A 24,310-nucleotide genomic window follows, 5' to 3' on the forward strand; every position below is an offset into this window, starting at 1 on the left:
GAGCCTGGGCTCTCCTTTTTCTGACGGTGAATACAAATTACTGGGTGGTACCATCCGTTTTGGTATTGGCGTCGTCACCCACTTTGTCGTTAGGGTCCGGGCATTTGCCATCCTTACACATGGAGTTCTTATGGACCTCGTCTGAACTCATATTGTCATGGTTCATGGTGCCGGAACCGCTACCGTCTGGATGCAGCATGGTGCCGCTCGTGTTGGTATTGCCGGTATTGATCTGGCCGTTGTCGACGTTATTCGGGGCAATATTCTGTTTTGCATCAGGCGCAGGCTGACCTGCCGCCGCAGCCGCATTCGCGTCACCGTTGCTCTCTGAGGTGCCCGTTTCGGCGGCCAGGACGCTGCCGCTGGCAAGGGTAAGGGTGGCGGTCAGGAAGAGGGTTGCCAGTTTTGTCATTTTCATCATGGTGCTCCTGTTCTTGTCGTTACGCTGGATAACATTCTCCAACAGTGCATCTTTTTTGAGGCGAAAGATTCCGCCTTACGGACTTACGTCAGTACGGAATCGCGTTTAAGCGTTTAAAATTGGTTGTTACAGTTAAAAAGCTTAGGTTAGATCTCATTTTTCGCTATTTTGTGGCGATTTTTAGGCGAATTCCAGGAATTATCTGCGTGAAGTGTAAAACCGTGTTTACACTTCCTGGTCGACAAGATAGATTGAAAGGATTGCTTTCATTACTAAAGATATGGCAGAGCTGGAAAGAAAATGAATTATCAGAACGACGATTTACGCATTAAAGAGATCAATGAGTTATTACCTCCTGTAGCACTCCTTGAGAAATTCCCCGCCACTGAAAATGCCGCAAACACGGTTTCTCATGCTCGTAAAGCGATCCATAAGATCCTGAAAGGTAATGACGATCGTCTTCTGGTGGTGATTGGCCCGTGCTCGATTCACGATCCTGCTGCCGCGAAAGAATACGCAGCCCGTCTGCTCACCCTGCGTGAAGAGCTGAAGGACGAGCTGGAAATCGTCATGCGCGTCTATTTTGAAAAACCGCGCACCACCGTGGGCTGGAAAGGACTGATTAACGATCCGCACATGGATAACAGCTTCCAGATCAACGACGGTCTGCGCATTGCGCGCAAGCTGCTGCTGGAGATCAACGACAGCGGCCTGCCTGCGGCCGGTGAATTCCTGGACATGATTACGCCGCAATACCTTGCAGACCTGATGAGCTGGGGGGCAATTGGGGCCCGCACTACTGAATCTCAGGTTCACCGCGAGCTGGCGTCCGGTCTCTCTTGTCCGGTGGGGTTCAAAAACGGCACTGACGGCACAATTAAGGTGGCTATCGACGCCATCAACGCAGCGGGCGCACCGCACTGCTTCCTGTCCGTGACCAAATGGGGTCACTCTGCCATCGTTAACACCAGCGGTAACGGTGACTGCCATATCATTCTGCGCGGCGGCAAAGAGCCGAACTACAGCGCAAAACATGTGGCCGAAGTCAAAGTCGGGCTGGAAAAAGCCGGGCTGCCACCGCAGGTGATGATCGATTTCAGCCACGCCAACTCCAGCAAGCAGTTTAAAAAGCAGATGGAAGTGGGCGCAGACGTCTGTCAGCAGATTGCCGGCGGTGAGAAAGCGGTAATTGGGGTGATGATCGAAAGCCATCTGGTTGAAGGTAACCAGAACCTGGAAGGCAGCGAGCCGCTGGTGTATGGCAAGAGCGTGACCGATGCCTGCATCGGCTGGGACGATACCGACGCCATCCTGCGCCAGCTGGCTAACGCAGTGAAAGCGCGTCGCGGTTAATTCTGACGGCTCAAATAAAAAAGCGCGGACGGTTCCGCGCTTTTTTTATGGTCAGCGAAATTACTTCGCTTTACCCTGGTTCGCAACGGCCGCCGCTTTCGCTGCGATTTCGTCCGCGTTACCCAGGTAGTAGTGTTTGATTGGCTTGAAGTTTTCGTCGAACTCATACACCAGCGGTACGCCAGTTGGGATGTTCAGTTCGAGAATTTCGTCTTCACCCATGTTGTCCAGGTATTTCACCAGCGCACGCAGGGAGTTACCGTGAGCCGCGATAATCACGCGCTCGCCGCTTTTCAGACGTGGCAGAATGGTTTCGTTCCAGTAAGGCACAACGCGGTCGATGGTCAGCGCCAGGCTCTCGGTGGTTGGCAGCTCAGCGTCGGTCAGTTTCGCGTAACGCGGGTCGTGGCCCGGGTAGCGCTCGTCATCTTTGGTCAGCTCTGGTGGGGTGACCGCGAAGCCGCGACGCCACTGTTTAACCTGCTCGTCACCGTATTTCTCAGCGGTTTCCGCTTTGTTCAGGCCCTGCAGCGCACCGTAGTGACGCTCGTTCAGTTTCCAGGATTTCTCAACCGGCAGCCAGGCCTGGTCCAGTTCGTCCAGCACGTTCCACAGGGTGTGGATGGCACGTTTCAGCACAGAGGTGTAAGCAAAATCAAAGCTGAAGCCTTCTTCTTTCAGCAGTTTACCTGCTGCTTTTGCTTCGCTTACGCCTTTCTCGGACAGATCAACGTCGTACCAACCGGTAAAGCGGTTTTCGTTGTTCCACTGGCTTTCGCCGTGACGCACCAGAACCAGCTTAGTAATAGCCATCTCTTACTCCTCAAGCATTTTTAGAATGATAACAATTCTCATTATATTGCCGTGGCCGTGCCAGCAGCAACGCTTAACCCTAACCATAGCGAAAATAGTCTCTGAGTGTAAGATGCTTGTGAATCCAGGGTTATGATTTTGTCTGCGATCGGCGCTATTTTCAGCAAGGCGCGCAGAAAAAAGCCCTCCAGAGGGAGGGCTGAAGATTAATGTGGAATAAAATGATATTCCGTCACGCTAACGTACTCTTCACCCGGGCGCAGCACGCAGTCCGGCTGCGGCCATTCCGGATGATTCGGGCTGTCCGGCAGGAACTCGCTCTCCAGCGCCAGGCCTTGCCAGTCGCTGTACTCTTCGTGTTCGCGCGCCGTTGTGCCGCCGAGATAGTTACCTGAGTAAAACTGCAGGGCAGGGGCGGTGGTATAAACCGTCATCTGCAGCTTCTCATCCGCAGACCAGACCTGTGCGGCAGGTTGTTTCACATCACCTTTGGCCTGCAGCAGGAACGCGTGATCGTAACCTTTCACCTTGCGCTGGTCGTCATCGCTCAGGAAATCCTGGGCGATGGATTTCGCGCTGCGGAAGTCAAAGCTGGTGCCGCTCACGTCTTTGAGGCCCTGGTACGGAATGCCCATCTCATCAACCGGCAGATACGCATCCGCCAGGATCTGCAGCTTGTGCTCACGCACGTCGCACTGGTTACCGTCCAGATTAAAGTACGCGTGATTGGTCAGGTTGACCGGACACGGCTTGTCGACCGTCGCCCGGTATTCAATGGCAATACGGTTGTCATCCGTCAATGTAAAGCGCGCAGAGGCGATAAGGTTACCCGGGAAGCCCTGATCGCCGTCCTGCGAATCCAGCGAGAACAGCACTTCGCCATCGTTTTGCCGAACAATTTTCCAGCGGCGTTTATCAAAGCCTTCCGGGCCGCCGTGCAGCTGGTTTTCACCCTGGCTTGGAAGCAGAGTGTACTGCACGCCATCGAGCTCAAAGCGGCTCTTCGCGATGCGGTTAGCATAGCGTCCTACGGATGCGCCCAGATAGGCGGACTGATTAACATACTGCTCGGGCGATGCGCAGCCGAGCAGGGTTTCGCGCACGCTGCCGTCCGGCATCGGTACGCGGGCTGAAAGCAGGGTTGCACCCCAGTCCATAAGCGTAACCACCATCCCCGCGCGGTTGCGCAGGGTTAACAGGCGATACGGCAGACCATCCGGTGCGAGGGTAGGTGTTTCGTTTAGCACTGTCCGGCTCCTTGTGATGCTTTGCAAACATAGAAGGTTTCTTTGATACCTGTTTTCGCTTCGTACTGCTTCGCCACGGCGTCCTGTACGGCAGGGACCAGCTCTTCCGGGACCAGCGCAACGATGCAGCCGCCAAAACCGCCGCCCGTCATGCGTACGCCGCCTTTGTCGCCAATGACCGCTTTGACAATCTCCACCAGGGTGTCGATTTGCGGAACGGTGATCTCAAAATCATCGCGCATGGAGGCGTGAGATTCCGCCATCAGCTCACCCATGCGTTTCAGGTCACCTCTCGCCAGCGCGGAGGCGGCTTCAACGGTACGGGCATTTTCCGTCAGCACGTGACGAACGCGTTTGGCGACAATCGGATCCAGCTCGTGCGTCACTTTGTTAAATTCATTGAGCGTCACGTCGCGCAGAGCGGGCTGCTGGAAGAAGCGGGCGCCAGTTTCGCACTGCTCGCGGCGGGTGTTGTACTCGCTGCCCACCAGCGTGCGCTTAAAGTTGCTGTTGATGATCACGACAGCCGCGCCTTTTGGCAGGGGAACGGCTTTGGTGCCAAGCGAGCGGCAGTCGATCAGCAGCGCGTGTTCTTTTTTGCCCAGCGCGGAGATCAGCTGGTCCATGATGCCGCAGTTGCAACCCACGAACTGGTTTTCCGCTTCCTGACCATTCAGAGCGATTTGTGCGCCATCCAGCGGTAAATGATAGAGCTGCTGGAACACGGTGCCGACGGCGACCTCCAGAGACGCAGAGGAGCTTAAGCCCGCCCCCTGCGGCACGTTGCCGCTGATGACCAAATCGGCGCCGCCGAAGTTTTTATTACGCTTCTGCAGATGCTTCACCACGCCGCGCACGTAGTTAGACCACTGCTGGCTGTCGTGCGTCACAATCGGGGCATCGAGGGAAAACGCGTCCGTCTCATTACCGTAATCCGCCGCAATCACGCGAACCTGGCGGTCGTCGCGCTTCGCGCAGCTGATGACCGTCTGGTAATCGATGGCGCACGGCAGCACAAAACCGTCGTTGTAGTCGGTGTGTTCACCAATCAGGTTAACGCGACCAGGTGCCTGAATAATGTGGGTGGCAGGGTAGCCAAATTTCTCAGCAAACAGGGATTGTGTTTTATCTTTCAGACTCATTTTTAAACTCCTGATTCGCGATAGTGGACGTCGCTAACGGCACGCAGACGTTCTGCCGCCTGTTCCGCCGTCAGATCACGCTGGGTTTCCGCCAGCATTTCGTAGCCCACCATAAATTTACGCACCGTCGCAGAGCGCAGCAGCGGCGGATAGAAATGGGCATGCAGCTGCCAGTGCGGATTCTCTTCGCCGTTAAACGGTGCGCCGTGCCAGCCCATGGAGTACGGGAAGGAGCACTGGAACAGGTTGTCATAACGGCTGGTCAGTTTTTTCAGCGCCAGGGCAAGGTCGTCGCGCTGCGCATCGCTGAGTTCGGTGATGCGCAGCACGTGTGCTTTCGGCAGCAGCAGCGTCTCAAACGGCCAGGCGGCCCAGTAAGGGACGACGGCCAGCCAGTGTTCGGTTTCCACCACGGTACGGCTGCCGTCTGCCTTCTCACGCTGTGCGTAATCCACCAGCATCGGCGAGCCGTTTTCCGCGTAATACGCTTTTTGCAGACGGTCTTCACGCTCGGCTTCGTTAGGCAGGAAGCTGTTCGCCCAGACCTGGCCATGCGGATGCGGGTTGGAGCAGCCCATTGCCGCACCTTTATTTTCAAACACCTGCACCCATGGGTAAGTTTGACCCAGCTCGGCAGTTTGCGCCTGCCAGGTGCTGACCACCTCTTTCAGTGCCTCAACGCTCAGCTCCGGCAGCGTTTTGCTGTGATCGGGAGAGAAGCAGATCACGCGGCTGGTACCGCGCGCGCTTTCACAGCGCATCAGCGGATCGTGGCTTTCCGGCGCGTCCGGCGTGTCGGTCATCAGGGCGGCAAAATCGTTGGTAAACACGAAGGTGCCTTGGTAGTCCGGGTTTTTATCCCCGGTCACGCGCGTATTGCCCGGACAGAGGAAGCAGTCCGGGTCGTGCTGCGGTAAGGTCTGTTTTGCAGGCGTCTCCTGCGCCCCCTGCCAGGGGCGCTTGGCGCGATGTGGAGAAACTAAAATCCATTGCCCGCTTAACGGGTTAAAGCGACGATGCGGATGATCGACGGGATTAAATTGCGTCATGACGGATCCTTAGTCCGGATAGCCTTGCGGGTGGCGTGACTGCCAGTGCCAGGTATCCTGTGCCATTTCATCAAGCGTGCGCGTAACACGCCAGTTAAGCTCTTTGTCGGCTTTGGTGGCGTCGGCCCAGTAAGCAGGCAGATCGCCCTCACGACGCGGTGCGAAGTGGTAGTTCACCGGCTTGCCGCAGGCTTTGCTGAAGGCATTGACCACGTCCAGCACGCTGCTGCCGACCCCGGCGCCGAGGTTGTAAATATGCACGCCAGGTTTATCCGCCAGCTGCTGCATGGCGGCAACGTGGCCGTCTGCCAGATCCATCACGTGGATATAGTCGCGCACGCCAGTGCCATCTTCGGTGGGGTAGTCATTGCCAAAAATCGCCAGCGAATCGCGACGACCGACGGCAACCTGCGCGATATACGGCATCAGGTTGTTCGGAATGCCCTGCGGATCTTCACCCATATCGCCAGACGGATGGGCACCGACCGGATTGAAGTAGCGCAGCAGCGCGATGCTCCACTCCGGCTGGGCTTTTTGCAGGTCGGTCAGGATCTGCTCCACCATCAGCTTGCTTTTGCCGTACGGGCTCTGCGGTGTCCCGGTCGGGAAGCTTTCAACGTAAGGAATCTTGGGCTGATCGCCGTAGACGGTGGCGGAAGAGCTAAAGATGAAGTTTTTGACGTTAGCCGCACGCATGGCGGAGATGAGACGCAGGGTACCGTTGACGTTGTTGTCGTAATACTCGAGCGGTTTTGCAACGGACTCCCCGACGGCTTTCAGACCCGCGAAGTGGATCACCGCTTCAATGGCGTGGTCGTGAAGGATCTCGGTCATCAACGCTTCGTTGCGGATGTCGCCTTCCACGAAAGTCGGTTGTTTACCGCCAAGACGTTCAATCACAGGCAGCACGCTGCGCTTACTGTTGCACAGGTTGTCGAGAATGATGACGTCATGGCCGTTTTGCAGCAGCTGCACGCAGGTATGACTACCGATGTAACCGCTACCACCTGTTACCAGAACTCGCATATTTCGCTCCATTGGGCTTATGGTATGTAATAACCATAGCATAACAGAGACGCAAAAAGTGTGACATGGGATAAAATAGTGGAATCGTTTACACTGTTTTTAAAATCCGATTTTCAGCTGCCATGAGGCATTGTAGATCAACGGGATAGCAATGTATTAGTGCAGGTTATCTGAAAAACGGAGGGCGGTGCCCTCCGGAGGTCAATCGATTTTGCTTTGCAGATAACGATAGTGCTCACCATCCGGAACAAACTCCAGTCGATGCGTGATGCAGGAGGGGGCATCTTCGGCATGATGTGAAACAAACAGCAGCTGCGTTTCACCTTCGCTAATCAGCACGTCCACAAAGCGGCGGATAAGCTGTCGGTTCAACGGGTCGAGTCCCTGCAGCGGTTCGTCGAGGATCAGCAGCGTAGGGTGTTTCACCAGCGCGCGAACGATCAGTGCCAGACGCTGTTGCCCCCACGACAGGCTATGAAACGGCGCGTCAGCGACCCGGTTGTCCATGCCCAGGATATCCAGCCACTGCTGGGCCAGCTTGTGCTGTTTGTCCGACACCGCCTGATAAATACCGATGGAATCAAAATAGCCGGAGAGGATCACGTTGCGTACCGTGGTACTGACCCGGTAATCCAGATGCAGGCTGCTGCTGACATAGCCGATATGTTTTTTAATATCCCAGATGGTTTCGCCGCTGCCGCGACGCCGACCGAACAGCGTCAGATCGTTGCTATAACCCTGCGGGTGATCGCCGGTGATCAGGCTCAGCAGCGTGGATTTCCCCGCGCCGTTGGGGCCGACAATCTGCCAGTGCTCGCCCGGATTGACCGTCCAGCTGAGGCGGTTAAGGATCGGGCGATCGTCATAAGCGACCATCCCGTCACGCAGCACGATGCGCGGCTGGTGGGGATCAAGCGCGTGGCGCGCCGACGGGGCGTCGGGTTCCGGAAGAGTAATACCGTCGAGCTGTTCGCTGTGGGCGAGCTGGGCAATCAGCGCCTGCTTAAGCAGCGCGGTTTTTTCGCCGGTCTCTGTCAGGTTACAGTCGGCCAGGACGCCCGCGTGCTGGATAAATTCCGGAATTTCATCAAAACGGTTAAGCACCAGCACGAGGGTATATCCCTGCTGATTAAGCGACGCCAGCAGAGACGCCAGCTGCGCTCGGGACTGCACGTCAAGACCGTCAAACGGTTCGTCCAGAATAAGCAGTTCAGGTTGGCTCATCAGCGCCTGACAAAGCAGCGTTTTTCGCGTCTCGCCGGTCGAAAGGTATTTAAAGCGCCGGTTCAGCAGAGGGGTGATACCGAACTGTTCTGCCAGGCGCTCACAGCGGGCAGGGTCTTTCACCTCATCCTGTATAATTTCTGCGGTCGTACGGCCGGTATCCTCTTCGCCAGGGCTGAGCAAATCGGTGTTGTTGCGCTGCCACTCGTCGCTGACCAGCTTTTGCAGTTGTTCAAACGACAGGCGCGTCAGGCGCGTAAAGTCGCTCTGGTATTCGCCCTTGAGGAGGTTGAGCTCTCCCGCCAGCGCACGGGCCAGCGCAGATTTACCGCTGCCGTTGGTGCCGACAAACGCCCAGCTTTCACCCGCGCGTAGTGTCAAATCAGCAATCGTCAGCGTTCGGGTATCGCTAAGACGAAACGTGCCTTGCGAAATATGCAATGATGACATGATTTATCCCTGTTTTTGCAGCAATAGATATCAGGGATACGCACTGTCGGTACGATTGTCAATGCGCTCAGCACAAAGTGGCGATAATCACCCGGTCCGCGTTGAAATACGCGGTGACGACAGCACCTTCTTCTAAGTCGTCCGACTCGCTGAGCGGTAGGGTCGCGCAAAGCGGTTGCCCGTCTGCCAGGGTCAGGAGCACTTCGCACTGCGCCTGGCCGCGTTCGATGTGGCTGATTGTTCCCTGCAGCTGGTTATCTGCTGCCTTTGCCGCGTCGGGATCGCGCGTAATAGTGACCCACGGCGCTTTCAGCAGCACCAGCACCTCTTTACCTTCATCCAGTTCAAGACGTTCCGCGCTTTGCGCCGTTATGGCGGCTTTTAGCCGGGTGGTGCCATCGGCAAGCAGGATCTCAATATGCTGCTGTATCTGCAGATTATCGCGTGCCGTCACCGTTCCAAACCACTGATTGCGGGCGCTGGTTTGTAGCGAGAAGCGGGAAATGGCGGCCAGCAGACTGTCCAGTGGCACGTTATCGTCATCGCTTAACACATCGAACGCTTTTTGCTGAATCTGGGCCAGCAGATCGTAAAGCTGAATAAGGCGCTGTCCATAACGCGTCACGATCGCACCGCCGCCACCTTTGCCGCCCGTGGCTCTGTCCACCAGCGGCTGTTCGCTCAGGGTGTTCATTTCGTTGATGGCGTCCCAGGCGCTTTTATAGCTGATGCCCGCGTTTTTCGCCCCCTGGCTAATCGAGCCCGTTTGTTCTATTTGTTTAAGCAGGGCGATACGTCGTGGATCGGCGAAAAGCTTTTGCTGAAGTCGGAGTGTGAGGAGAATTTCGGCCTGCATAACAGTGTCCTGGCAAAAAGGGTATTGTGACCCAAATGGTGCAGGGCGCAAAGGGTACCGCACAAAAGGGGATGTTTTTCTCAGTTGAAAGGGTAGAATACGCTATTCACAATATCTGGAGAAAACCATGTTAGAGTTGTTGAAAAGTCTGGTATTCGCCGTGATCATGGTACCAGTAGTGATGGCCATCATCCTCGGTGCCATCTACGGCCTGGGTGAAGTGTTCAACGTCTTTTCGAACATTGGTCACAGAGACCAGGCTAAAAAGCAGCATTGATTCCCCCCAAAACGCCCGGCTTGCCCGGGCGTTTTGCTCTCAAGATTTTCCCGTTTTCGCCGATAATATTTAACGTATCACGCCGGTTTACCTCTTCAGCGGTACGATTTAACGCTGGGATCTCCCTGATGTTACCGTTATATTAATGTGTATATAACGCTACTCACAGGAGTTAAAAATGGCACGTACCTGGGTACGCCTTTTCGCAGGGGCAACGCTGACGCTTTCACTTACCGGCCACGCGCTGGCGGACGACGGTAAAATCACGGTCTTTGCGGCGGCGTCGCTGACCAACGCGCTGCAGGATATCGCGGCGGCGTATAAAAAAGAGAAAAACGTCGAGGTGGTCTCCTCGTTTGCCTCTTCCTCGACGCTGGCGCGCCAGATAGAAGCGGGCGCACCGGCGGATCTGTTCATCTCGGCTGACCAGAAGTGGATGGATTACGCGGTGGAGAAGAAAGCGATTGATGCGGCAACCCGCGAAACGCTGCTGGGGAATAGCCTGGTTGTCGTGGCGCCAAAAGCCAGCGTCCAGGCTGACTTCACCATCAACAAAGAGACCAACTGGATAAGTCTGCTGAACGGTGGGCGTCTGGCGGTGGGCGATCCGGAGCACGTTCCGGCCGGGATCTACGCCAAAGAAGCGCTGCAAAAGCTGGGCGCGTGGGAGACATTGTCGCCGAAGCTGGCTCCGGCGGAAGATGTCCGCGGCGCGCTGGCGCTGGTGGAACGCAACGAAGCCCCGCTGGGCATTGTGTATGGCTCTGATGCCGTCGCCAGTAAGGGTGTGAAAGTGGTGGCAACGTTCCCGGAAGACTCCCACAAGAAAGTGGAATATCCTGTTGCGATTGTTGATGGACATAAAAATGCGACCGTGACGGCTTTCCGCGATTATCTGAAGGGGCCGGAAGCGTCCGCAATCTTTAAACGTTACGGATTTACGACTCACTGATGATATTGACCGATCCTGAATGGCAGGCTGTTCTGCTGAGCCTTAAAGTCTCTTCCCTGGCGGTTGCGCTGAGTTTGCCCTTTGGGATCTTCTTTGCCTGGTTACTGGTTCGCTGTCAGTTTCCCGGCAAAGCGCTGCTCGACAGCGTGCTTCATCTTCCGCTCGTGTTGCCGCCCGTGGTGGTCGGTTATCTGCTGCTGGTTTCGATGGGGCGGCGCGGTTTTATCGGCGAGAAGCTCTACGACTGGTTTGGGCTGACGTTCGCTTTTAGCTGGCGCGGTGCGGTACTGGCGGCAGCGGTAATGTCATTCCCGCTGATGGTGAGGGCGATCCGCCTCGCGCTGGAAGGCGTGGACATGAAGCTCGAACAGGCGGCGCGTACGCTGGGTGCCGGGCGCTGGCGCGTCTTTTTCACCATCACGCTTCCCCTGACGTTACCCGGCATTATTGTCGGGACGGTACTGGCCTTCGCCCGCTCGCTGGGCGAGTTTGGCGCGACAATCACCTTTGTCTCGAACATTCCCGGCGAGACGCGAACCATTCCATCGGCCATGTATACCCTGATTCAAACGCCGGGCGGAGAGGGCGCGGCGGCGCGGCTGTGTATCATCTCAATCGTATTAGCCCTGGTATCGCTGCTGGTGTCGGAATGGCTGGCGCGGCTCAGCCGTGAGCGGATGGGGAAATAAGCATGCTGGAACTGAATTTCACTCAGACGCTGGGAAACCATACCCTGACGCTTAACGAGACGCTGCCTGCAAGCGGTATCACCGCCATTTTCGGCGTGTCGGGGGCGGGAAAAACGTCGCTGATAAATGCCATCAGCGGCCTGACGCGCCCGCAGTCAGGACGGATTGTATTGAATAACCGCGTTCTGAATGACGTGGAAAACAAGGTGTATCTGTCGCCGGATAAACGCCGCATTGGCTATGTTTTCCAGGACGCGCGTTTATTCCCGCACTACAGCGTGCGCGGCAACCTGCGTTACGGCATGGCGAAAAGCATGACCGGACAGTTTGATAAACTGGTGACGCTTTTAGGCATTGAGCCACTGCTCGACAGGCTGCCATCCTCGCTTTCCGGCGGAGAAAAACAGCGCGTGGCCATTGGCCGCGCGTTGCTGACCGCGCCCGAACTGCTGCTGCTCGACGAACCGCTGGCCTCACTGGATATTCCGCGCAAACGTGAGCTCCTGCCTTATCTACAGCGCCTGACGCGCGAAATTAATATTCCGATGCTCTACGTCAGCCATTCGCTGGATGAGATCCTCCATCTGGCCGACAAAGTGCTGGTGCTGGAAGAGGGCAGCGTCAAGGCCTTCGGCAACCTGGAAGAGGTGTGGGGCAGCAGCGTAATGCACCCGTGGTTACCCAGGGAACAGCAAAGCAGTATCCTGAAAGTGAGCGTGCTGGAACACCACCCGCACTACGCGATGACGGCGCTGGCGCTGGGCGATCAGCACCTGTGGGTCAATAAGATCGACAAGCCATTACAGTCCGCGCTGCGTATTCGTATTCAGGCATCTGACGTTTCGCTGGTGCTGCAGCCGCCGCTGCAAACCAGTATTCGAAATATCCTGCGCGCCAAAGTGGCGGAGTGTTTTGATGATAACGGACAGGTGGAAGTGAAGCTCGAGGTGGGAAGCCGCACGCTCTGGGCACGCATCAGCCCGTGGGCCAGGGATGAGTTAGGGATCAAACCTGGCCTGTGGCTCTACGCGCAAATCAAGAGCGTCTCGATCACCGCCTGATTACAGCAGGTGGGTATAAATGTACTGCGCGATGCTGTCGGTGGTGTTGTCGCCAATCACCACGTTAGCGCGCGCTTTTACCGCGTCGTCGGCATTGCCCATCGCCACGCCCGTACCGGCAGCTTCCAGCATGCTGATGTCGTTGTAGTTGTCGCCGAAGGCGATCGCGTCCTGCATTGACCAGCCCTGCGATTCCACATACTGCGTCAGACGCTTGCCTTTGCTGTTGCCTTTGTGGGCAATATCCACCTGATCGTGCCAGGACCATTCGCACTCCAGACCCAGCGTCTGTTCCACGTGTTTCGCGAAGGCATTCAGTTTGGTGGTGTCTTCATCCGTCAGAGCGAATTTCCAGATAGCCTCAACGTCCTGGGCTGCCTGACGCAGCGAGGATACCTGAGTAAAGACCGGACGCTGCGCTTCAGGCAGGGACAACGCCCAGTTGCTGGTGCGCACCACATGGCCGGTTGGGCGCTCGTACACCATTGCGTTATCCACATACATCAGGCCGTGAATGGCATGCTCATCCAGCAGATCAATCAGTTGCAGCGCCTGGGGAACCGGCAGCGGGTCGGAGGCTAAAACCTTTTTTGCCTGATAATCATACAAATAAGTGCCATTACAACAAATTGCAGGTGTATCTAACGCCAGTGCCTGATAAAAAGGGTGAATGGCAACGTGATGTCGACCCGTTACGATAAGGAGTTGATATCCCGCTTCCTGTGCGCGTTTAAGCGCTTCCAGAGAAGAGGGGAGAAGGGTTTTTTGCGGCGTCAGTAAGGTACCGTCTAAATCCAGAGCAATCACACGCGAGGTCATTTGTTTTTCCGGGTTAATATTGAATTTACGTTTTGATGGGATGGTACACCGAGAGGCGAACGCTTCAAAACTCCTGTCGACAATTCAGCATTCACCGTCAAAAGTTAACTACTTTCATGCGCAGTGAGGAGTGAATATTCATGAAACAAACCGTTTATACCGCCAGTCCTGAAAGCCAGCAGATCCACGTCTGGCGTTTAAATACCGAAGGGACACTCACGCTGGTTCAGGTTGTTGATGTGCCAGGTCAGGTGCAACCGATGGTTATCAGCCCGGATAAACGTTTCTTGTACGTGGGTGTGCGCCCGGAGTTTCGCGTGCTGACCTATCGCATCTCTCCGGACGACGGCGCGCTGACTTACACTGCCGAAGCCCCGTTGCCGGGCAGCCCAACCCATATCTCAACCGATCGTAAAGGCAACTTTGTCTTCAGCGGCTCTTATAACGCGGGTTGCGTCAGCGTAACCCGTCTTGACGATGGCATTCCGGTCGAAACCGTGGATGTGGTGGAAGGGCTTGAAGGCTGCCACTCGGCGAATATCTCTCCGGATAACCGCACGCTGTGGGTGCCTGCGCTGAAGCAGGATCGTATCTGCCTGTTCACCCTGAGCGACGATGGTCACCTGGTGGCGCAGAATCCGGCTGAAGTCACGACGGTAGAAGGTGCAGGCCCGCGTCATATGGTCTTCCATCCGAACCAGCAGTACGCCTACGTAGTCAACGAACTGAACAGCTCTGTGGACGTATGGGAACTGAAAGATCCAAACGGTCAGATTGAGTGCGTGCAGACGCTGGACATGATGCCGTCTGATTTCTCCGACACCCGCTGGGCGGCAGATATCCACATTACGCCAGATGGCCGTCATCTGTACGCCTGTGACCGTACCTCCAGCCTGATTACCGTGTTTAGCGTGTCCGAAGACGGCAGCGTGCTGGCGGTTGAAGGCTTCCAGCCGACGGAAACCCAGCCGCGCGGCTTTAATATCGATTACAGCGGCAAATACCTGATTGCGGCGGGGCAGAAATCCCACCACATCGCGCTGTATGAAATTAAAGGCGAGCAGGGGCTGCTGGAAGAGAAAGGGCGCTACGCCGTAGGCCAGGGGCCGATGTGGGTGGTGGTTAACGCTCACTAAGCGGCTTAAAACAAAAAACCTCGCGAATGCGAGGTTTTTTTATGCCCGGTGGCACTGCGTTTACCGGGCCTACATAACCTGTAGGCCGGGTAAGGCGAAGCCGCCACCCGGCAAAAGGACAGCTTACTGCTTCGGCTCAGCAACCACTTTGCTACCCAGACCGCGGTTGTTGTACTCCCACATGCGGTTGAAGTTAGCGTCGTTCAGGTTACGCTGCACGTTCCCTTTATTGTCCACCGCACCGGTATTGCCGGAGAACGGACGTTTGGAGATCGCCGCATCCGCCCACGGTTTCGCCATGTTGAAGCCTTCGTTGATCACGCTGTCGCGGATCACAACCTGACCGTTGGTCGCAGCGTCCACGTCCAGGGAGCGTCCCAGCTGCGCCACGCCGTCACCGGCAGCGTTAAAGCGGCTGTTCACGGCCAGGAAGCCGAAGAAGAGGTTCGACTGGGTTGCCGGAGCAAACACGTAACCTTCCTGCTGAGTGCGTGAGTTCACCACGCGGAAATCGGTGTTATCAAATACCACCGCGCCGCGGCCGGACACCAGATCCACATCACCTTCAACGTAGCTGTTGGTCACCAGCGTACGGGTCAGACGATTATTCTGCAGCGTGTTCTGTACACCGCTGTTGGTCACGAAGAAGGTGTTCTGACGACCCAGGATGTTGACGTTGTTAATCTGCACTTTATCGCCATCGCTGCGCAGCGCGACGGCCTGGTGGTTACCGGCGTCAACGCTGTCACCCAGGGTATTCTGGATGGTCAGGTTCTGCAGCTGCAGACCGTTATTCTGGGACCAGAACACCGCAGAGCACATCACGCCAATGGTGGCGGCACGCTTGCTCTGGCAGTTATCAAACATGTACCACGCCGGTTTACCCGGCATATATTTACCGGCCGGGTTCACCAGGTGACGCCAGGTGTTGCTGTCGATTTCGGAATCAATCGCCAGGCCAATTTTTACGTCGATCGCTTTTTCGCCCAGACCGTAAAGCGTAATGCTGCCCGGTGCCGCCGGAACATACACGGTGCCTTCATATTCACCTGGCAGGATCGCGATGTACTGGCGAGACGCGCTGTGTTTCGTGATGGCAGCATCTACCGCAGCCTGAATCGAAGTATGCGTTACGCCCTGCGCACCCGCCGGGCCAACCACGAAGTCAGGCTGTTTCGGCAGGTTAATCGAGGACGGGGTCCACGGCGCAGCGTTAGGATCCATCGACGAGAAGTAGTGCGCACGGTCGAAGTTCTTCGCTTCATCAGCGGACAAAATCGGGCGGGAGGCCGTACCTGGCGCGACCTGCTCAGAAGGTCGCTGATCCGGTGGGGTTGAACTGCATGCGGATAATGTCACGCCAAAGGCGAGTGCTAACGCCAGACGGGAAATCCTGGAAATGTTCAAGGTGAAGCTCCTGGGTATGCAAGTCTTTACGGGATAGACGAAATAGCCTGCTTTTTTATACTAAGTTGAGCGAAACGGGAAGATAAAAAGGGTAAAAGTTGCATTTTTAGCCCAGGGGCGGCGGGTAAGTGATCACAAATAAATAACATTTTCCGCAAAGTCGGTTGACAGCAGACAATAGATGAAAATAAATGTCTATACAACCTATGACAAGTGGAATGCCCATGCAGCAGATTCATCCCGACGATGTGATATGGCGAAATGCGCGACTGGCTACAATGGCGCCGGACGTCTGTGCGCCCTATGGACTGAAAGAGCAACATGCCCTGGTCGTACGCGGCCACACCCTTCTGGCCGTGATCCCTGAATCTGACATTCCGGCCGGACACCGTCACTGTGTCGATCTTCAGGGACGTCTGGTCACGCCGGGCCTGATTGACTGCCATACCCACCTGGTGTTTGGCGGCGATCGCGCGGCGGAGTGGGAGCAGCGTCTGAACGGTGTCTCTTATCAAACCATCAGCGCCCAGGGGGGCGGGATTAACGCTACCGTGACGGCGACGCGCAGCAGCTCACCCGAAACCCTGCTTAAGCTGGCGCAGCAGCGGCTTCAGCGTCTGATGAATGAAGGTGTCACCACGGTTGAAATCAAATCCGGATACGGTCTCAACGCCGAGGCCGAAGAGAAAATGCTGCAGGTTGCGCGCCAGCTGAGCCTCAATAATCCGGTTGATATCAGCCCAACGCTGCTGGCGGCTCATGCGGTTCCGCCGGAATACCGACAGGATCCGGATGCGTACCTCACGCTGGTCTGTCAGCAGATATTGCCCACGCTGTGGCAAAAAGAGTTATACGAATCAGTAGACGTGTTCTGCGAAAACGTCGGTTTTACGCCGTCGCAAACCGAGCGCCTCTATAAGGCGGCGACCGCGCTCGGTATTCCGGTGAAAGGGCACGTCGAGCAGCTGTCGAATCAGGGCGGTGCGGCGCTGGTCAGCCGGTATAAGGGACTCTCCGCCGATCATATCGAATATCTTGACGACGCAGGCGTTCAGGCGATGGCGCAAAGCGGCACGGTTGCGGTCCTGTTGCCGGGCGCGTTCTATTTTCTGCAGGAGCGCCAGCGTCCGCCGGTTGAACAGCTCAGAAAACAGGGCGTGCCGATGGCGGTCGCGACCGACTATAACCCCGGTACCAGCCCGTTTGCCAGCCTGCATCTGGCGATGAACATGGCCTGCGTCCAGTTTGGCCTGACGCCTGAAGAGGCCTGGGCTGGCGTCACGCGGCATGCCGCGCAGGCGCTGGGTCGCGGTGAAACCCACGGACAGCTGCGGGCCGGGTTTGTCGCTGATTTCATCGTCTGGGATGCACACCATCCGGTAGAGATGGTCTACGAGCCGGGACGCAATCCGCTCTATCAACGTATTTTCCGTGGGGAGGCAGTATGAGGTTATGGCGGCCCGTAGCCGAAACGGTCTGGCAGGGGCGCGACGACAGCGCTGAGGCCAGCAACGCAACGCGCATTTTCCAGACGATACGGCAGCAGGGAGCGTTCACGCCGCTATCATCCGGCATTGCGCTGATAGGCTTTGAATGTGATGCAGGGGTAAAACGCAATCAGGGCAGGCCCGGCGCCGTGCAGGCGCCAGATATGCTGCGAAAGGCGCTGGCGAATATGGCCAGCCATCAGGGACACGATCGGCTGGCGGATATGGGCTCGGTTTACGTTGAAGGTGACGAGCTTGAGGCGGCACAGCAGACGTTAAGCGATGCCGTGACAGCCTGCCAGCGCTCCGGGATGCGCACGCTGGTCTTTGGCGGCGGACACGAAACCGCGTGGGCGCACGGTCGCGGCGTGCTGGACGCCTTCCCGAATGAGCGGGTTGTCATTATCAACCTTGATGCCCATCTCGATCTGCGCAAGGCCGAGCGGGCGACGTCCGGCACGCCGTTTCGCCAGTTGGCGCATTACTGCGATGAGCGCGGGCGGGCATTTCAGTACGCCTGCTTTGGCGTGAGCCGGGCGGCCAACACGCAGGCGCTGTGGGATGAGGCCGAACGCCTGAACGTCACGCTGGTGGAAGATCTCCATTTCAGGCGCGATGCACTGTCCGCGCTGGAAAGTGTGCTGGCGCAGGCCGATCGCGTTTACCTGACGATCGATCTGGACGTGCTGCCCGCCAGCGAGATGCCTGCCGTTTCCGCTCCGGCTGCGTTAGGCATACCGGCACTGGATCTCCTCCCCGTCATCGAACATATCTGCCGTAGCGGTAAGCTCCAGGCCGCCGATCTGGTAGAGTTTAATCCGCAGTACGATCGGGACGGGCAGGGCGCTAAGCTCGCCGCCCGCCTGGCCTGGCAAATTGCTCACTGGTGGGCATAACACTATTCAAGGAGTCACGATGTTTTCACGCTCACCCCTGCCGCAGTCGAGCTCTCCCGCACCTTTCTACGAAAAGGTGAAGCAGGCGATCAGCGAAAAAATCGCCACCGGCGTCTGGCGGCCGCACGACCGCATTCCCTCGGAGGCCGAACTGGTGGCACAGTTTGGCTTTAGCCGGATGACCGTAAACCGGGCGCTGCGCGAGCTGACCGACGAAGGGCTTCTGGTGCGTCTGCAGGGCGTCGGGACGTTTGTGGCGGAACCGAAAGGGCAATCCGCCCTGTTTGAAATCCGCAGTATTGCGGACGAAATTGCCGCGCGTAATCATCAGCACCGCTGTGAGGTGCTGGTGCTCGAAGAGACCCAGGCCAGCGCTGAGCAGGCGGTAGAGCTGAACGTCAAAGAAGGAAGCCGCATCTTCCACTCCGTGATGGTGCATTTCGAAAACGACATTCCGGTGCAGATTGAAGATCGCTGCGTTAACGCCGAACGGATACCGGACTATCTGAACCAGGATTACACCCACACCACGCCGCATGCCTATCTTTCGCTTGTCGCACCGCTGACGGAAGGGGAGCACATTGTGGAAGCCGTGCGCGCCACGCCGCAGGAGTGCGAGCGGCTGCGCATTAAAGAGCACGACCCGTGCCTGCTGATCCGCCGTCGAACCTGGTCCTCGTCGCACATTGTGTCGCATGCCCGGCTGCTTTTCCCGGGTAACCGTTACCGGCTGCAGGGCCACTTTATGTCATAAGTTTTATAAGCGTGATCGCTAACGCAATATAACAAAATTGTATCTTTTTTGTTAAATCCGACCTTGTGTGTGCTTGTCTATACAAGTATATCTAAATGCATCATCTGTCCCGTATAGGAGCACACAATGTCGTCAGGTAAATACCGCCAGCAGGACGTCCGCGCCGCGCGCGGCACCACCCTTACCGCCAAAAGCTGGCTCACCGAAGCCCCGCTGCGCATGTTGATGAACAACCTCGATCCTGAGGTGGCGGAAAACCCCCACGAGCTGGTGGTTTACGGCGGCATAGGCCGCGCTGCGCGCAACTGGGAATGCTATGACGCAATTGTAAAATCCCTGACCGAACTCGAACACGACGAAACCTTGCTGGTGCAGTCCGGCAAGCCGGTGGGCGTGTTTAAAACGCACAAAAACGCCCCGCGCGTGCTGATCGCCAACTCTAACCTCGTGCCGCACTGGGCAACGTGGGAACACTTCAACGAACTGGACGCGAAAGGGCTGGCGATGTATGGCCAGATGACCGCCGGGAGCTGGATCTACATCGGCAGCCAGGGGATCGTGCAGGGCACCTACGAAACCTTCGTGGAGGCCGGTCGCCAGCACTACAACGGCTCGCTGAAAGGCCGCTGGGTATTGACCGCTGGTCTGGGCGGCATGGGCGGCGCGCAGCCGCTGGCCGCCACGCTGGCCGGCGCGTGCTCTCTGAACATTGAGTGCCAGCAGAGCAGCATTGATTTCCGACTGCGCACCCGTTACGTCGACGAACAGGCCGAGAATCTCGATGACGCGCTGGCGCGCATCAAAAAATACACGTCCGAAGGCAAAGCGGTGTCGATTGCTCTGTGCGGCAACGCGGCAGATATTCTTCCTGAACTCGTCGCCCGCGGCGTGCGTCCGGATCTGGTCACCGACCAGACCAGCGCCCATGACCCGCTGCACGGTTACCTGCCAAAAGGCTGGACGTGGGAAGCCTACCAGCAAAAAGCGGAAACCGATCCGGAAGGCACGGTGCTTGCCGCGAAACGCTCCATGGCCGAGCACGTCTCCGCCATGCTGACCTTCAGCCAGATGGGTATTCCGACCTTTGATTACGGCAACAACATTCGCCAGATGGCGAAAGAGATGGGCGTGAATAACGCCTTCGATTTCCCCGGCTTCGTTCCGGCCTATATCCGTCCGCTGTTCTGCCGCGGCATCGGTCCGTTCCGCTGGGTTGCCCTGTCCGGTGATCCGGAAGATATCTACAAAACCGACGCCAAAGTGAAGGAAATCGTCGCCGATGACGAACACCTGCACCACTGGCTGGACATGGCCCGCGAGCGCATTAACTTCCAGGGCCTGCCAGCGCGTATCTGCTGGGTAGGGCTGGAGTGGCGTCAAAAACTCGGCCTCGCCTTTAACGAAATGGTGCGCAGCGGTGAAGTCTCCGCGCCGATCGTCATTGGCCGCGACCACCTGGACTCCGGCTCCGTTGCCAGCCCGAACCGTGAAACGGAAGCCATGCGCGACGGCTCGGATGCGGTGTCCGACTGGCCGTTGCTGAATGCCCTGCTGAATACCGCCAGCGGCGCGACCTGGGTGTCGCTGCACCACGGCGGCGGCGTGGGGATGGGCTTCTCCCAGCATTCCGGGATGGTTATTGTCTGTGACGGAACGGATGAAGCAGCCGCGCGTATCGCTCGCGTGCTCCACAACGACCCGGCCACCGGCGTGATGCGTCACGCGGATGCGGGTTACGAGATTGCCATTGACTGTGCCAAAGAGCAGGGCCTTAACCTGCCGATGATCCCTGCCACACAAGGAAAGCATGAATGAACGCATTAACCCTCACTCCCGGCTCACTGACGCTCAAACAGCTGCGTAACGTCTGGCGTCAGCCGGTCACCCTTTCGCTGGATGAAAGCGCCCACGCCGCCATTAACGACAGCGTGGCCTGCGTTGAAGCCATCGTTGCCGAAGGGCGCACGGCTTACGGGATTAATACCGGCTTTGGGCTGCTGGCGCAGACCCGCATCGCGACGCACGATCTGGAAAACCTGCAGCGTTCGCTGGTGTTGTCGCACGCGGCGGGCGTCGGCCAGCCGCTTGACGATGAGATTGTCCGTCTGATGATGGTGCTCAAAATCAACAGCCTGGCGCGCGGTTTCTCCGGCATCCGCCTGAGCGTGATCCAGGCGCTGATGGCGCTGGTTAATGCGGAGGTCTATCCGTGGATCCCGGCGAAGGGCTCCGTCGGGGCCTCCGGCGATCTCGCGCCGCTGGCGCACATGTCGCTGCTGCTGCTGGGTGAAGGCAAAGCGCGCTGGCAGGGCGAGTGGCTTCCGGCGAAAGAGGCGCTGAAAAAGGCTGGCTTAACGCCGATCACGCTGGCGGCGAAAGAGGGGCTGGCGCTGCTGAACGGCACCCAGGCGTCGACCGCCTTCGCGCTGCGCGGCCTGTTTGAAGCGGAAGATCTGTTTGCCTCGGCGGTGGTGTGCGGTGCGCTGACTACCGAAGCGGTGCTGGGCTCGCGTCGCCCGTTCGATGCCCGCATCCACGAGGTGCGCGGTCAGCGTGGGCAGATTGATGCTGCCGCGATGTACCGTCACGTGCTTACCGACACCAGCGAGATCGCGGATTCACACCACAACTGTGAAAAGGTGCAGGATCCGTATTCCCTGCGCTGCCAGCCGCAGGTGATGGGCGCGTGCCTGACGCAGCTGCGCCAGGCGGCGGAGGTGCTGCTGGTGGAGGCCAACGCGGTGTCCGATAACCCGCTGGTGTTCGCTCAGGAAAACGAGGTGGTCTCCGGCGGTAACTTCCACGCCGAGCCTGTGGCAATGGCGGCGGATAATATCGCACTGGCGATTGCCGAAGTCGGCGCGTTGTCCGAGCGCCGCATCGCGCTGATGATGGATAAACACATGTCCCAGCTGCCACCGTTCCTGGTGCGTAACGGCGGGGTCAACTCGGGCTTTATGATTGCTCAGGTGACGGCCGCAGCGCTGGCAAGCGAGAACAAGGCGCTGTCGCATCCGCACAGCGTGGACAGCCTGCCAACCTCGGCGAATCAGGAAGATCACGTTTCGATGGCACCGGCTGCCGGGCGTCGTCTCTGGGAAATGGCCTCCAACACACGCGGTGTGCTGGCGGTGGAATGGCTGGCGGCGAGTCAGGGTATCGATCTGCGTGAGGGGCTCAAATCCAGCCCGCTGCTGGAGCAGGCGCGTCAGGTGCTGCGCGAGCACGTCACCCATTACGATGACGACCGCTTCTTTGCCCCGGATATTGATAAGGCGATGCAGCTTCTGGAAGAGGGAAGCCTTGTAGGACTGTTACCTTCGGTGCTGTGATTTTTTGCCCGGTGGCGCTGCGCTTACCGGGCCTACGCGTGCGAAATGTAGGCCGGGTAAGGCGTAGCCGCCACCCGGCTTTTTTCAGGAATACATCGCTGTAATCGATGCGCTCCCCAGGGAATGGAAATGCACGTTAAACCCGACCATTGCGCCGCTCGCGCCTTCATCGACCTCAATCTTCTCCACATCCAGCGCGTGCACCGTGAAGATATAGCGGTGAGTTTCCCCTTTTGGTGGCGCCGCGCCGCCGTAGCCCGCTTTACCAAAGTCAGTGCGCGTCTGAATGGCACCTTCAGGCAGGGCAACCAGGTCTGAACCGGAACCCTGCGGCAGCACGCGCGTGTCGGCAGGGAGGTTCGCCACAATCCAGTGCCACCAGCCGGAGCCAGTAGGCGCATCCGGGTCGTAGCAGGTCACGACAAAGCTTTTGGTGCCTGCCGGAACCTCGTCCCACGCCAGGTGCGGGGAGATATTGTCTCCCTGATACCCCATGCCGTTAAAAACGTGACGTTCCGGCAGTTTTTCACCGTCGCGCAGATCTTTACTGATGATTTTCATACGGTTTACCCTCGTTGATCGCTCGTTCAGCAAGTGTAATGCATAGGGTTAAATCGTGAAATGCGCGGGGATGTTAACGGCTGTTACGACCGCGTCGGTTAATTTACGCAGTTGCTCCGGAGTAATGCTGTACGGCGGCATCAGGTAGATAAGCTTGCCGAAAGGCCGTACCCACACGCCCTGATCCACGAAGAAACGCTGCAGCGCCGCCATATTCACCGGATGAGTGGTTTCAATCACCCCGATGGCGCCCAGCACGCGCACGTCCGCCACGAAATTCGCCCCCGAGGCGGCGCTCAGCTCCGCTTTCAGCTGCGCTTCAATCGCCGCAACCTGCGTCTGCCACTCGCCGCTCGCCAGAATCGCCAGGCTTTCGCTTGCGACCGCGCAGGCCAGGGGGTTGCCCATAAACGTCGGGCCGTGCATAAAGCAGCCTGCTTCGCCGTCGCTGATGGTGTCGGCGACCTGGCGGGTCGTGAGCGTGGCGGAAAGCGTCATGGTGCCGCCCGTCAGCGCTTTGCCGAGGCACAGAATATCCGGGGCGATACCCGCATGTTCGCAGGCAAACAGCTTGCCGGTGCGGCCAAAGCCGGTGGCGATCTCATCGGCAATCAGCAGAATGCCCTCGCGGTCGCACATTCTGCGAATACGCCTCAGCCATTCCGGATGGTACATCCGCATTCCGCCCGCGCCCTGCACGATCGGTTCAAGAATGACGGCAGCAATCTCGTGACGATGTGCCGCCATCAGCCGCGCGAAGCCGACCATGTCCATCTCGTTCCACTCGCCGTCGAAGCGGCTCTGCGGCGCCGGGGCGAACAGGTTTTCCGGCAGATACCCCTTCCACAGGCTGTGCATGGAGTTATCCGGATCGCACACCGACATCGCCCCGAAGGTATCCCCGTGATAGCCGTTGCGGAAGGTGAGGAAACGCTGGCGCGCTTCGCCCTTCGCATGCCAGTACTGCAGCGCCATTTTCATCGCCACTTCCACCGCCACGGAGCCGGAATCCGCCAGGAATACGCACTCCAGCGAGTCAGGCGTCATCGCTACCAGACGGCGGCATAAATCCACCGCGGGCTGATGGGTGATCCCGCCAAACATCACGTGCGACATCTGGTCAATCTGGGCCTTCATCGCCGCATTCAGGCGCGGGTGGTTGTACCCATGAATCGCCGCCCACCAGGAGGACATCCCGTCAACGAGGCGCTCGCCGCTGGCGAGGTGCAGCTCGCAGCCGTGGGCGGAGGCCACCGGATAAACGGGAAGGGGGCGGGTCGTGGAGGTGTAAGGGTGCCAGATATGCTGCTTGTCGAAGGCGAGATCGTCCTGGGTCATAATCGACTTGTAAACCATTT

The 24,310-nt window shown here is 57.8% G+C and carries 23 protein-coding genes; 11 read left to right on the forward strand and 12 right to left on the reverse strand.

Features of this window, described 5'->3' with window-relative positions; genetic code table 11:
- Nucleotides 1–37: 37 nt before the first annotated feature.
- The gene (locus F3J31_RS07325; protein WP_167213139.1) at nucleotides 38–418 is read right to left on the reverse strand and encodes a protein YbgS; all 381 of its coding nucleotides are present in this window, start codon (nucleotides 416–418) and stop codon (nucleotides 38–40) included.
- Between the two features lie 303 nt (nucleotides 419–721).
- Between F3J31_RS07325 and aroG the strand changes: the two genes are divergently transcribed.
- Nucleotides 722–1,774: a 3-deoxy-7-phosphoheptulonate synthase AroG gene (aroG, locus tag F3J31_RS07330; protein WP_008501110.1), complete on the forward strand. Its 1,053-nt coding sequence runs from the start codon at nucleotides 722–724 to the stop codon at nucleotides 1,772–1,774.
- A 60-nt stretch (nucleotides 1,775–1,834) separates the two neighbouring features.
- On the opposite strand, the gene gpmA is transcribed toward aroG, so the two are convergent.
- The 7 genes from gpmA to modE form a co-directional block, all read right to left on the reverse strand.
- Nucleotides 1,835–2,587, reverse strand: a complete 753-nt coding sequence (gpmA, locus tag F3J31_RS07335; protein ID WP_008501111.1) for a 2,3-diphosphoglycerate-dependent phosphoglycerate mutase — start codon at nucleotides 2,585–2,587, stop codon at nucleotides 1,835–1,837.
- Nucleotides 2,588–2,793: 206 nt separating this feature from the next.
- Entirely contained in the window at nucleotides 2,794–3,834 is a 1,041-nt protein-coding gene (gene galM / locus F3J31_RS07340; RefSeq protein ID WP_167212224.1) for a galactose-1-epimerase, read from the reverse strand.
- Complete coding sequence (gene galK, locus F3J31_RS07345; RefSeq protein WP_167212227.1) at nucleotides 3,828–4,976, reverse strand: galactokinase; 1,149 nt, start codon at nucleotides 4,974–4,976, stop codon at nucleotides 3,828–3,830. Before galK ends, galM begins: the two co-directional genes overlap by 7 nt.
- Before the next feature lie 2 nt (nucleotides 4,977–4,978).
- The gene (gene galT / locus F3J31_RS07350; protein WP_167212230.1) at nucleotides 4,979–6,025 is read right to left on the reverse strand and encodes a galactose-1-phosphate uridylyltransferase; all 1,047 of its coding nucleotides are present in this window, start codon (nucleotides 6,023–6,025) and stop codon (nucleotides 4,979–4,981) included.
- A gap of 9 nt (nucleotides 6,026–6,034) precedes the next feature.
- Nucleotides 6,035–7,051, reverse strand: coding sequence for a UDP-glucose 4-epimerase GalE (galE, locus tag F3J31_RS07355; RefSeq protein ID WP_048026980.1), 1,017 nt, complete (start codon nucleotides 7,049–7,051; stop codon nucleotides 6,035–6,037).
- A 201-nt stretch (nucleotides 7,052–7,252) separates the two neighbouring features.
- Complete coding sequence (modF, locus tag F3J31_RS07360) at nucleotides 7,253–8,725, reverse strand: molybdate ABC transporter ATP-binding protein ModF (RefSeq protein WP_167212233.1); 1,473 nt, start codon at nucleotides 8,723–8,725, stop codon at nucleotides 7,253–7,255.
- A gap of 67 nt (nucleotides 8,726–8,792) precedes the next feature.
- Nucleotides 8,793–9,581, reverse strand: a complete 789-nt coding sequence (gene modE / locus F3J31_RS07365) for a molybdenum-dependent transcriptional regulator (RefSeq protein WP_167212236.1) — start codon at nucleotides 9,579–9,581, stop codon at nucleotides 8,793–8,795.
- 127 nt (nucleotides 9,582–9,708) lie between these two features.
- Here modE and F3J31_RS07370 point away from each other — a divergent pair, with 127 nt between their 5' ends.
- The 4 genes from F3J31_RS07370 (at nucleotide 9,709) to modC (ending at nucleotide 12,560) form a co-directional block, all read left to right on the forward strand.
- Complete coding sequence (locus F3J31_RS07370; RefSeq protein WP_008501118.1) at nucleotides 9,709–9,858, forward strand: AcrZ family multidrug efflux pump-associated protein; 150 nt, start codon at nucleotides 9,709–9,711, stop codon at nucleotides 9,856–9,858.
- Nucleotides 9,859–10,036: 178 nt separating this feature from the next.
- Complete coding sequence (gene modA, locus F3J31_RS07375; RefSeq protein WP_167212239.1) at nucleotides 10,037–10,810, forward strand: molybdate ABC transporter substrate-binding protein; 774 nt, start codon at nucleotides 10,037–10,039, stop codon at nucleotides 10,808–10,810.
- Nucleotides 10,810–11,499 (forward strand): molybdate ABC transporter permease subunit, encoded by a 690-nt coding sequence (gene modB, locus F3J31_RS07380; RefSeq protein WP_045909470.1) that lies wholly within the window; start codon nucleotides 10,810–10,812, stop codon nucleotides 11,497–11,499. The genes modA and modB overlap by 1 nt, the downstream gene beginning before the upstream one ends.
- A gap of 2 nt (nucleotides 11,500–11,501) precedes the next feature.
- Complete coding sequence (gene modC / locus F3J31_RS07385; protein ID WP_167212242.1) at nucleotides 11,502–12,560, forward strand: molybdenum ABC transporter ATP-binding protein ModC; 1,059 nt, start codon at nucleotides 11,502–11,504, stop codon at nucleotides 12,558–12,560.
- Here modC and F3J31_RS07390 read toward each other — a convergent pair whose 3' ends face one another.
- Nucleotides 12,561–13,379 (reverse strand): pyridoxal phosphatase, encoded by an 819-nt coding sequence (locus F3J31_RS07390; protein WP_167212245.1) that lies wholly within the window; start codon nucleotides 13,377–13,379, stop codon nucleotides 12,561–12,563.
- A gap of 140 nt (nucleotides 13,380–13,519) precedes the next feature.
- Here F3J31_RS07390 and pgl point away from each other — a divergent pair, with 140 nt between their 5' ends.
- Nucleotides 13,520–14,515 carry a 6-phosphogluconolactonase gene (gene pgl / locus F3J31_RS07395; RefSeq protein ID WP_167212248.1) on the forward strand — a complete coding sequence of 332 codons (996 nt, stop codon included), beginning with the start codon at nucleotides 13,520–13,522 and terminating at the stop codon, nucleotides 14,513–14,515.
- 123 nt (nucleotides 14,516–14,638) lie between these two features.
- Here the strand turns inward: pgl and F3J31_RS07400 are convergent, their stop codons facing one another.
- Nucleotides 14,639–15,922 carry a putative acyl-CoA thioester hydrolase gene (locus F3J31_RS07400; protein ID WP_167212251.1) on the reverse strand — a complete coding sequence of 428 codons (1,284 nt, stop codon included), beginning with the start codon at nucleotides 15,920–15,922 and terminating at the stop codon, nucleotides 14,639–14,641.
- Nucleotides 15,923–16,146: 224 nt separating this feature from the next.
- On the opposite strand from F3J31_RS07400, the gene hutI reads away from it, so the two are divergent.
- From hutI to hutH, 5 genes are all read left to right on the forward strand, one after another.
- Nucleotides 16,147–17,370 (forward strand): imidazolonepropionase, encoded by a 1,224-nt coding sequence (gene hutI, locus F3J31_RS07405; protein ID WP_167212254.1) that lies wholly within the window; start codon nucleotides 16,147–16,149, stop codon nucleotides 17,368–17,370.
- The gene (gene hutG / locus F3J31_RS07410; protein WP_048222112.1) at nucleotides 17,367–18,305 is read left to right on the forward strand and encodes a formimidoylglutamase; all 939 of its coding nucleotides are present in this window, start codon (nucleotides 17,367–17,369) and stop codon (nucleotides 18,303–18,305) included. The genes hutI and hutG overlap by 4 nt, the downstream gene beginning before the upstream one ends.
- A 19-nt stretch (nucleotides 18,306–18,324) precedes the next feature.
- Nucleotides 18,325–19,059, forward strand: coding sequence for a histidine utilization repressor (locus F3J31_RS07415; protein WP_111967050.1), 735 nt, complete (start codon nucleotides 18,325–18,327; stop codon nucleotides 19,057–19,059).
- Nucleotides 19,060–19,185: 126 nt separating this feature from the next.
- Nucleotides 19,186–20,874 (forward strand): urocanate hydratase, encoded by a 1,689-nt coding sequence (gene hutU, locus F3J31_RS07420; protein WP_167212257.1) that lies wholly within the window; start codon nucleotides 19,186–19,188, stop codon nucleotides 20,872–20,874.
- Complete coding sequence (hutH, locus tag F3J31_RS07425; RefSeq protein ID WP_126535160.1) at nucleotides 20,871–22,391, forward strand: histidine ammonia-lyase; 1,521 nt, start codon at nucleotides 20,871–20,873, stop codon at nucleotides 22,389–22,391. Before hutU ends, hutH begins: the two co-directional genes overlap by 4 nt.
- Before the next feature lie 84 nt (nucleotides 22,392–22,475).
- On the opposite strand, the gene F3J31_RS07430 is transcribed toward hutH, so the two are convergent.
- Nucleotides 22,476–22,952, reverse strand: a complete 477-nt coding sequence (locus F3J31_RS07430) for a kinase inhibitor (RefSeq protein ID WP_008501131.1) — start codon at nucleotides 22,950–22,952, stop codon at nucleotides 22,476–22,478.
- 48 nt (nucleotides 22,953–23,000) lie between these two features.
- On the reverse strand, nucleotides 23,001–24,308 hold the full coding sequence (bioA, locus tag F3J31_RS07435) for an adenosylmethionine--8-amino-7-oxononanoate transaminase (protein ID WP_167212260.1): 1,308 nt from the start codon (nucleotides 24,306–24,308) through the stop codon (nucleotides 23,001–23,003).
- Nucleotides 24,309–24,310: the final 2 nt, after the last annotated feature.

It is taken from the genome of Enterobacter sp. Acro-832 (assembly GCF_011752745.1).
GTDB lineage: Bacteria > Pseudomonadota > Gammaproteobacteria > Enterobacterales > Enterobacteriaceae > Enterobacter > Enterobacter quasiroggenkampii.

Bases quoted from the DNA above. Each gene is read 5' to 3' on its own strand.
- hutI (WP_167212254.1), top strand. From the start codon at position 16,147: ATGCAGCAGATTCATCCCGACGATGTGATATGGCGAAATGCGCGACTG.
- hutU (WP_167212257.1), top strand. From the start codon at position 19,186: ATGTCGTCAGGTAAATACCGCCAGCAGGACGTCCGCGCCGCGCGCGGC.
- galT (WP_167212230.1), bottom strand. From the start codon at position 6,025: ATGACGCAATTTAATCCCGTCGATCATCCGCATCGTCGCTTTAACCCG.
- modC (WP_167212242.1), top strand. From the start codon at position 11,502: ATGCTGGAACTGAATTTCACTCAGACGCTGGGAAACCATACCCTGACG.
- hutG (WP_048222112.1), top strand. From the start codon at position 17,367: ATGAGGTTATGGCGGCCCGTAGCCGAAACGGTCTGGCAGGGGCGCGAC.
- F3J31_RS07325 (WP_167213139.1), bottom strand. From the start codon at position 418: ATGAAAATGACAAAACTGGCAACCCTCTTCCTGACCGCCACCCTTACC.
- modB (WP_045909470.1), top strand. From the start codon at position 10,810: ATGATATTGACCGATCCTGAATGGCAGGCTGTTCTGCTGAGCCTTAAA.
- modA (WP_167212239.1), top strand. From the start codon at position 10,037: ATGGCACGTACCTGGGTACGCCTTTTCGCAGGGGCAACGCTGACGCTT.
- gpmA (WP_008501111.1), bottom strand. From the start codon at position 2,587: ATGGCTATTACTAAGCTGGTTCTGGTGCGTCACGGCGAAAGCCAGTGG.
- galE (WP_048026980.1), bottom strand. From the start codon at position 7,051: ATGCGAGTTCTGGTAACAGGTGGTAGCGGTTACATCGGTAGTCATACC.
- F3J31_RS07430 (WP_008501131.1), bottom strand. From the start codon at position 22,952: ATGAAAATCATCAGTAAAGATCTGCGCGACGGTGAAAAACTGCCGGAA.
- bioA (WP_167212260.1), bottom strand. From the start codon at position 24,308: ATGGTTTACAAGTCGATTATGACCCAGGACGATCTCGCCTTCGACAAG.
- galK (WP_167212227.1), bottom strand. From the start codon at position 4,976: ATGAGTCTGAAAGATAAAACACAATCCCTGTTTGCTGAGAAATTTGGC.
- F3J31_RS07370 (WP_008501118.1), top strand. From the start codon at position 9,709: ATGTTAGAGTTGTTGAAAAGTCTGGTATTCGCCGTGATCATGGTACCA.
- aroG (WP_008501110.1), top strand. From the start codon at position 722: ATGAATTATCAGAACGACGATTTACGCATTAAAGAGATCAATGAGTTA.
- pgl (WP_167212248.1), top strand. From the start codon at position 13,520: ATGAAACAAACCGTTTATACCGCCAGTCCTGAAAGCCAGCAGATCCAC.
- F3J31_RS07390 (WP_167212245.1), bottom strand. From the start codon at position 13,379: ATGACCTCGCGTGTGATTGCTCTGGATTTAGACGGTACCTTACTGACG.
- modF (WP_167212233.1), bottom strand. From the start codon at position 8,725: ATGTCATCATTGCATATTTCGCAAGGCACGTTTCGTCTTAGCGATACC.
- hutH (WP_126535160.1), top strand. From the start codon at position 20,871: ATGAACGCATTAACCCTCACTCCCGGCTCACTGACGCTCAAACAGCTG.
- modE (WP_167212236.1), bottom strand. From the start codon at position 9,581: ATGCAGGCCGAAATTCTCCTCACACTCCGACTTCAGCAAAAGCTTTTC.
- F3J31_RS07415 (WP_111967050.1), top strand. From the start codon at position 18,325: ATGTTTTCACGCTCACCCCTGCCGCAGTCGAGCTCTCCCGCACCTTTC.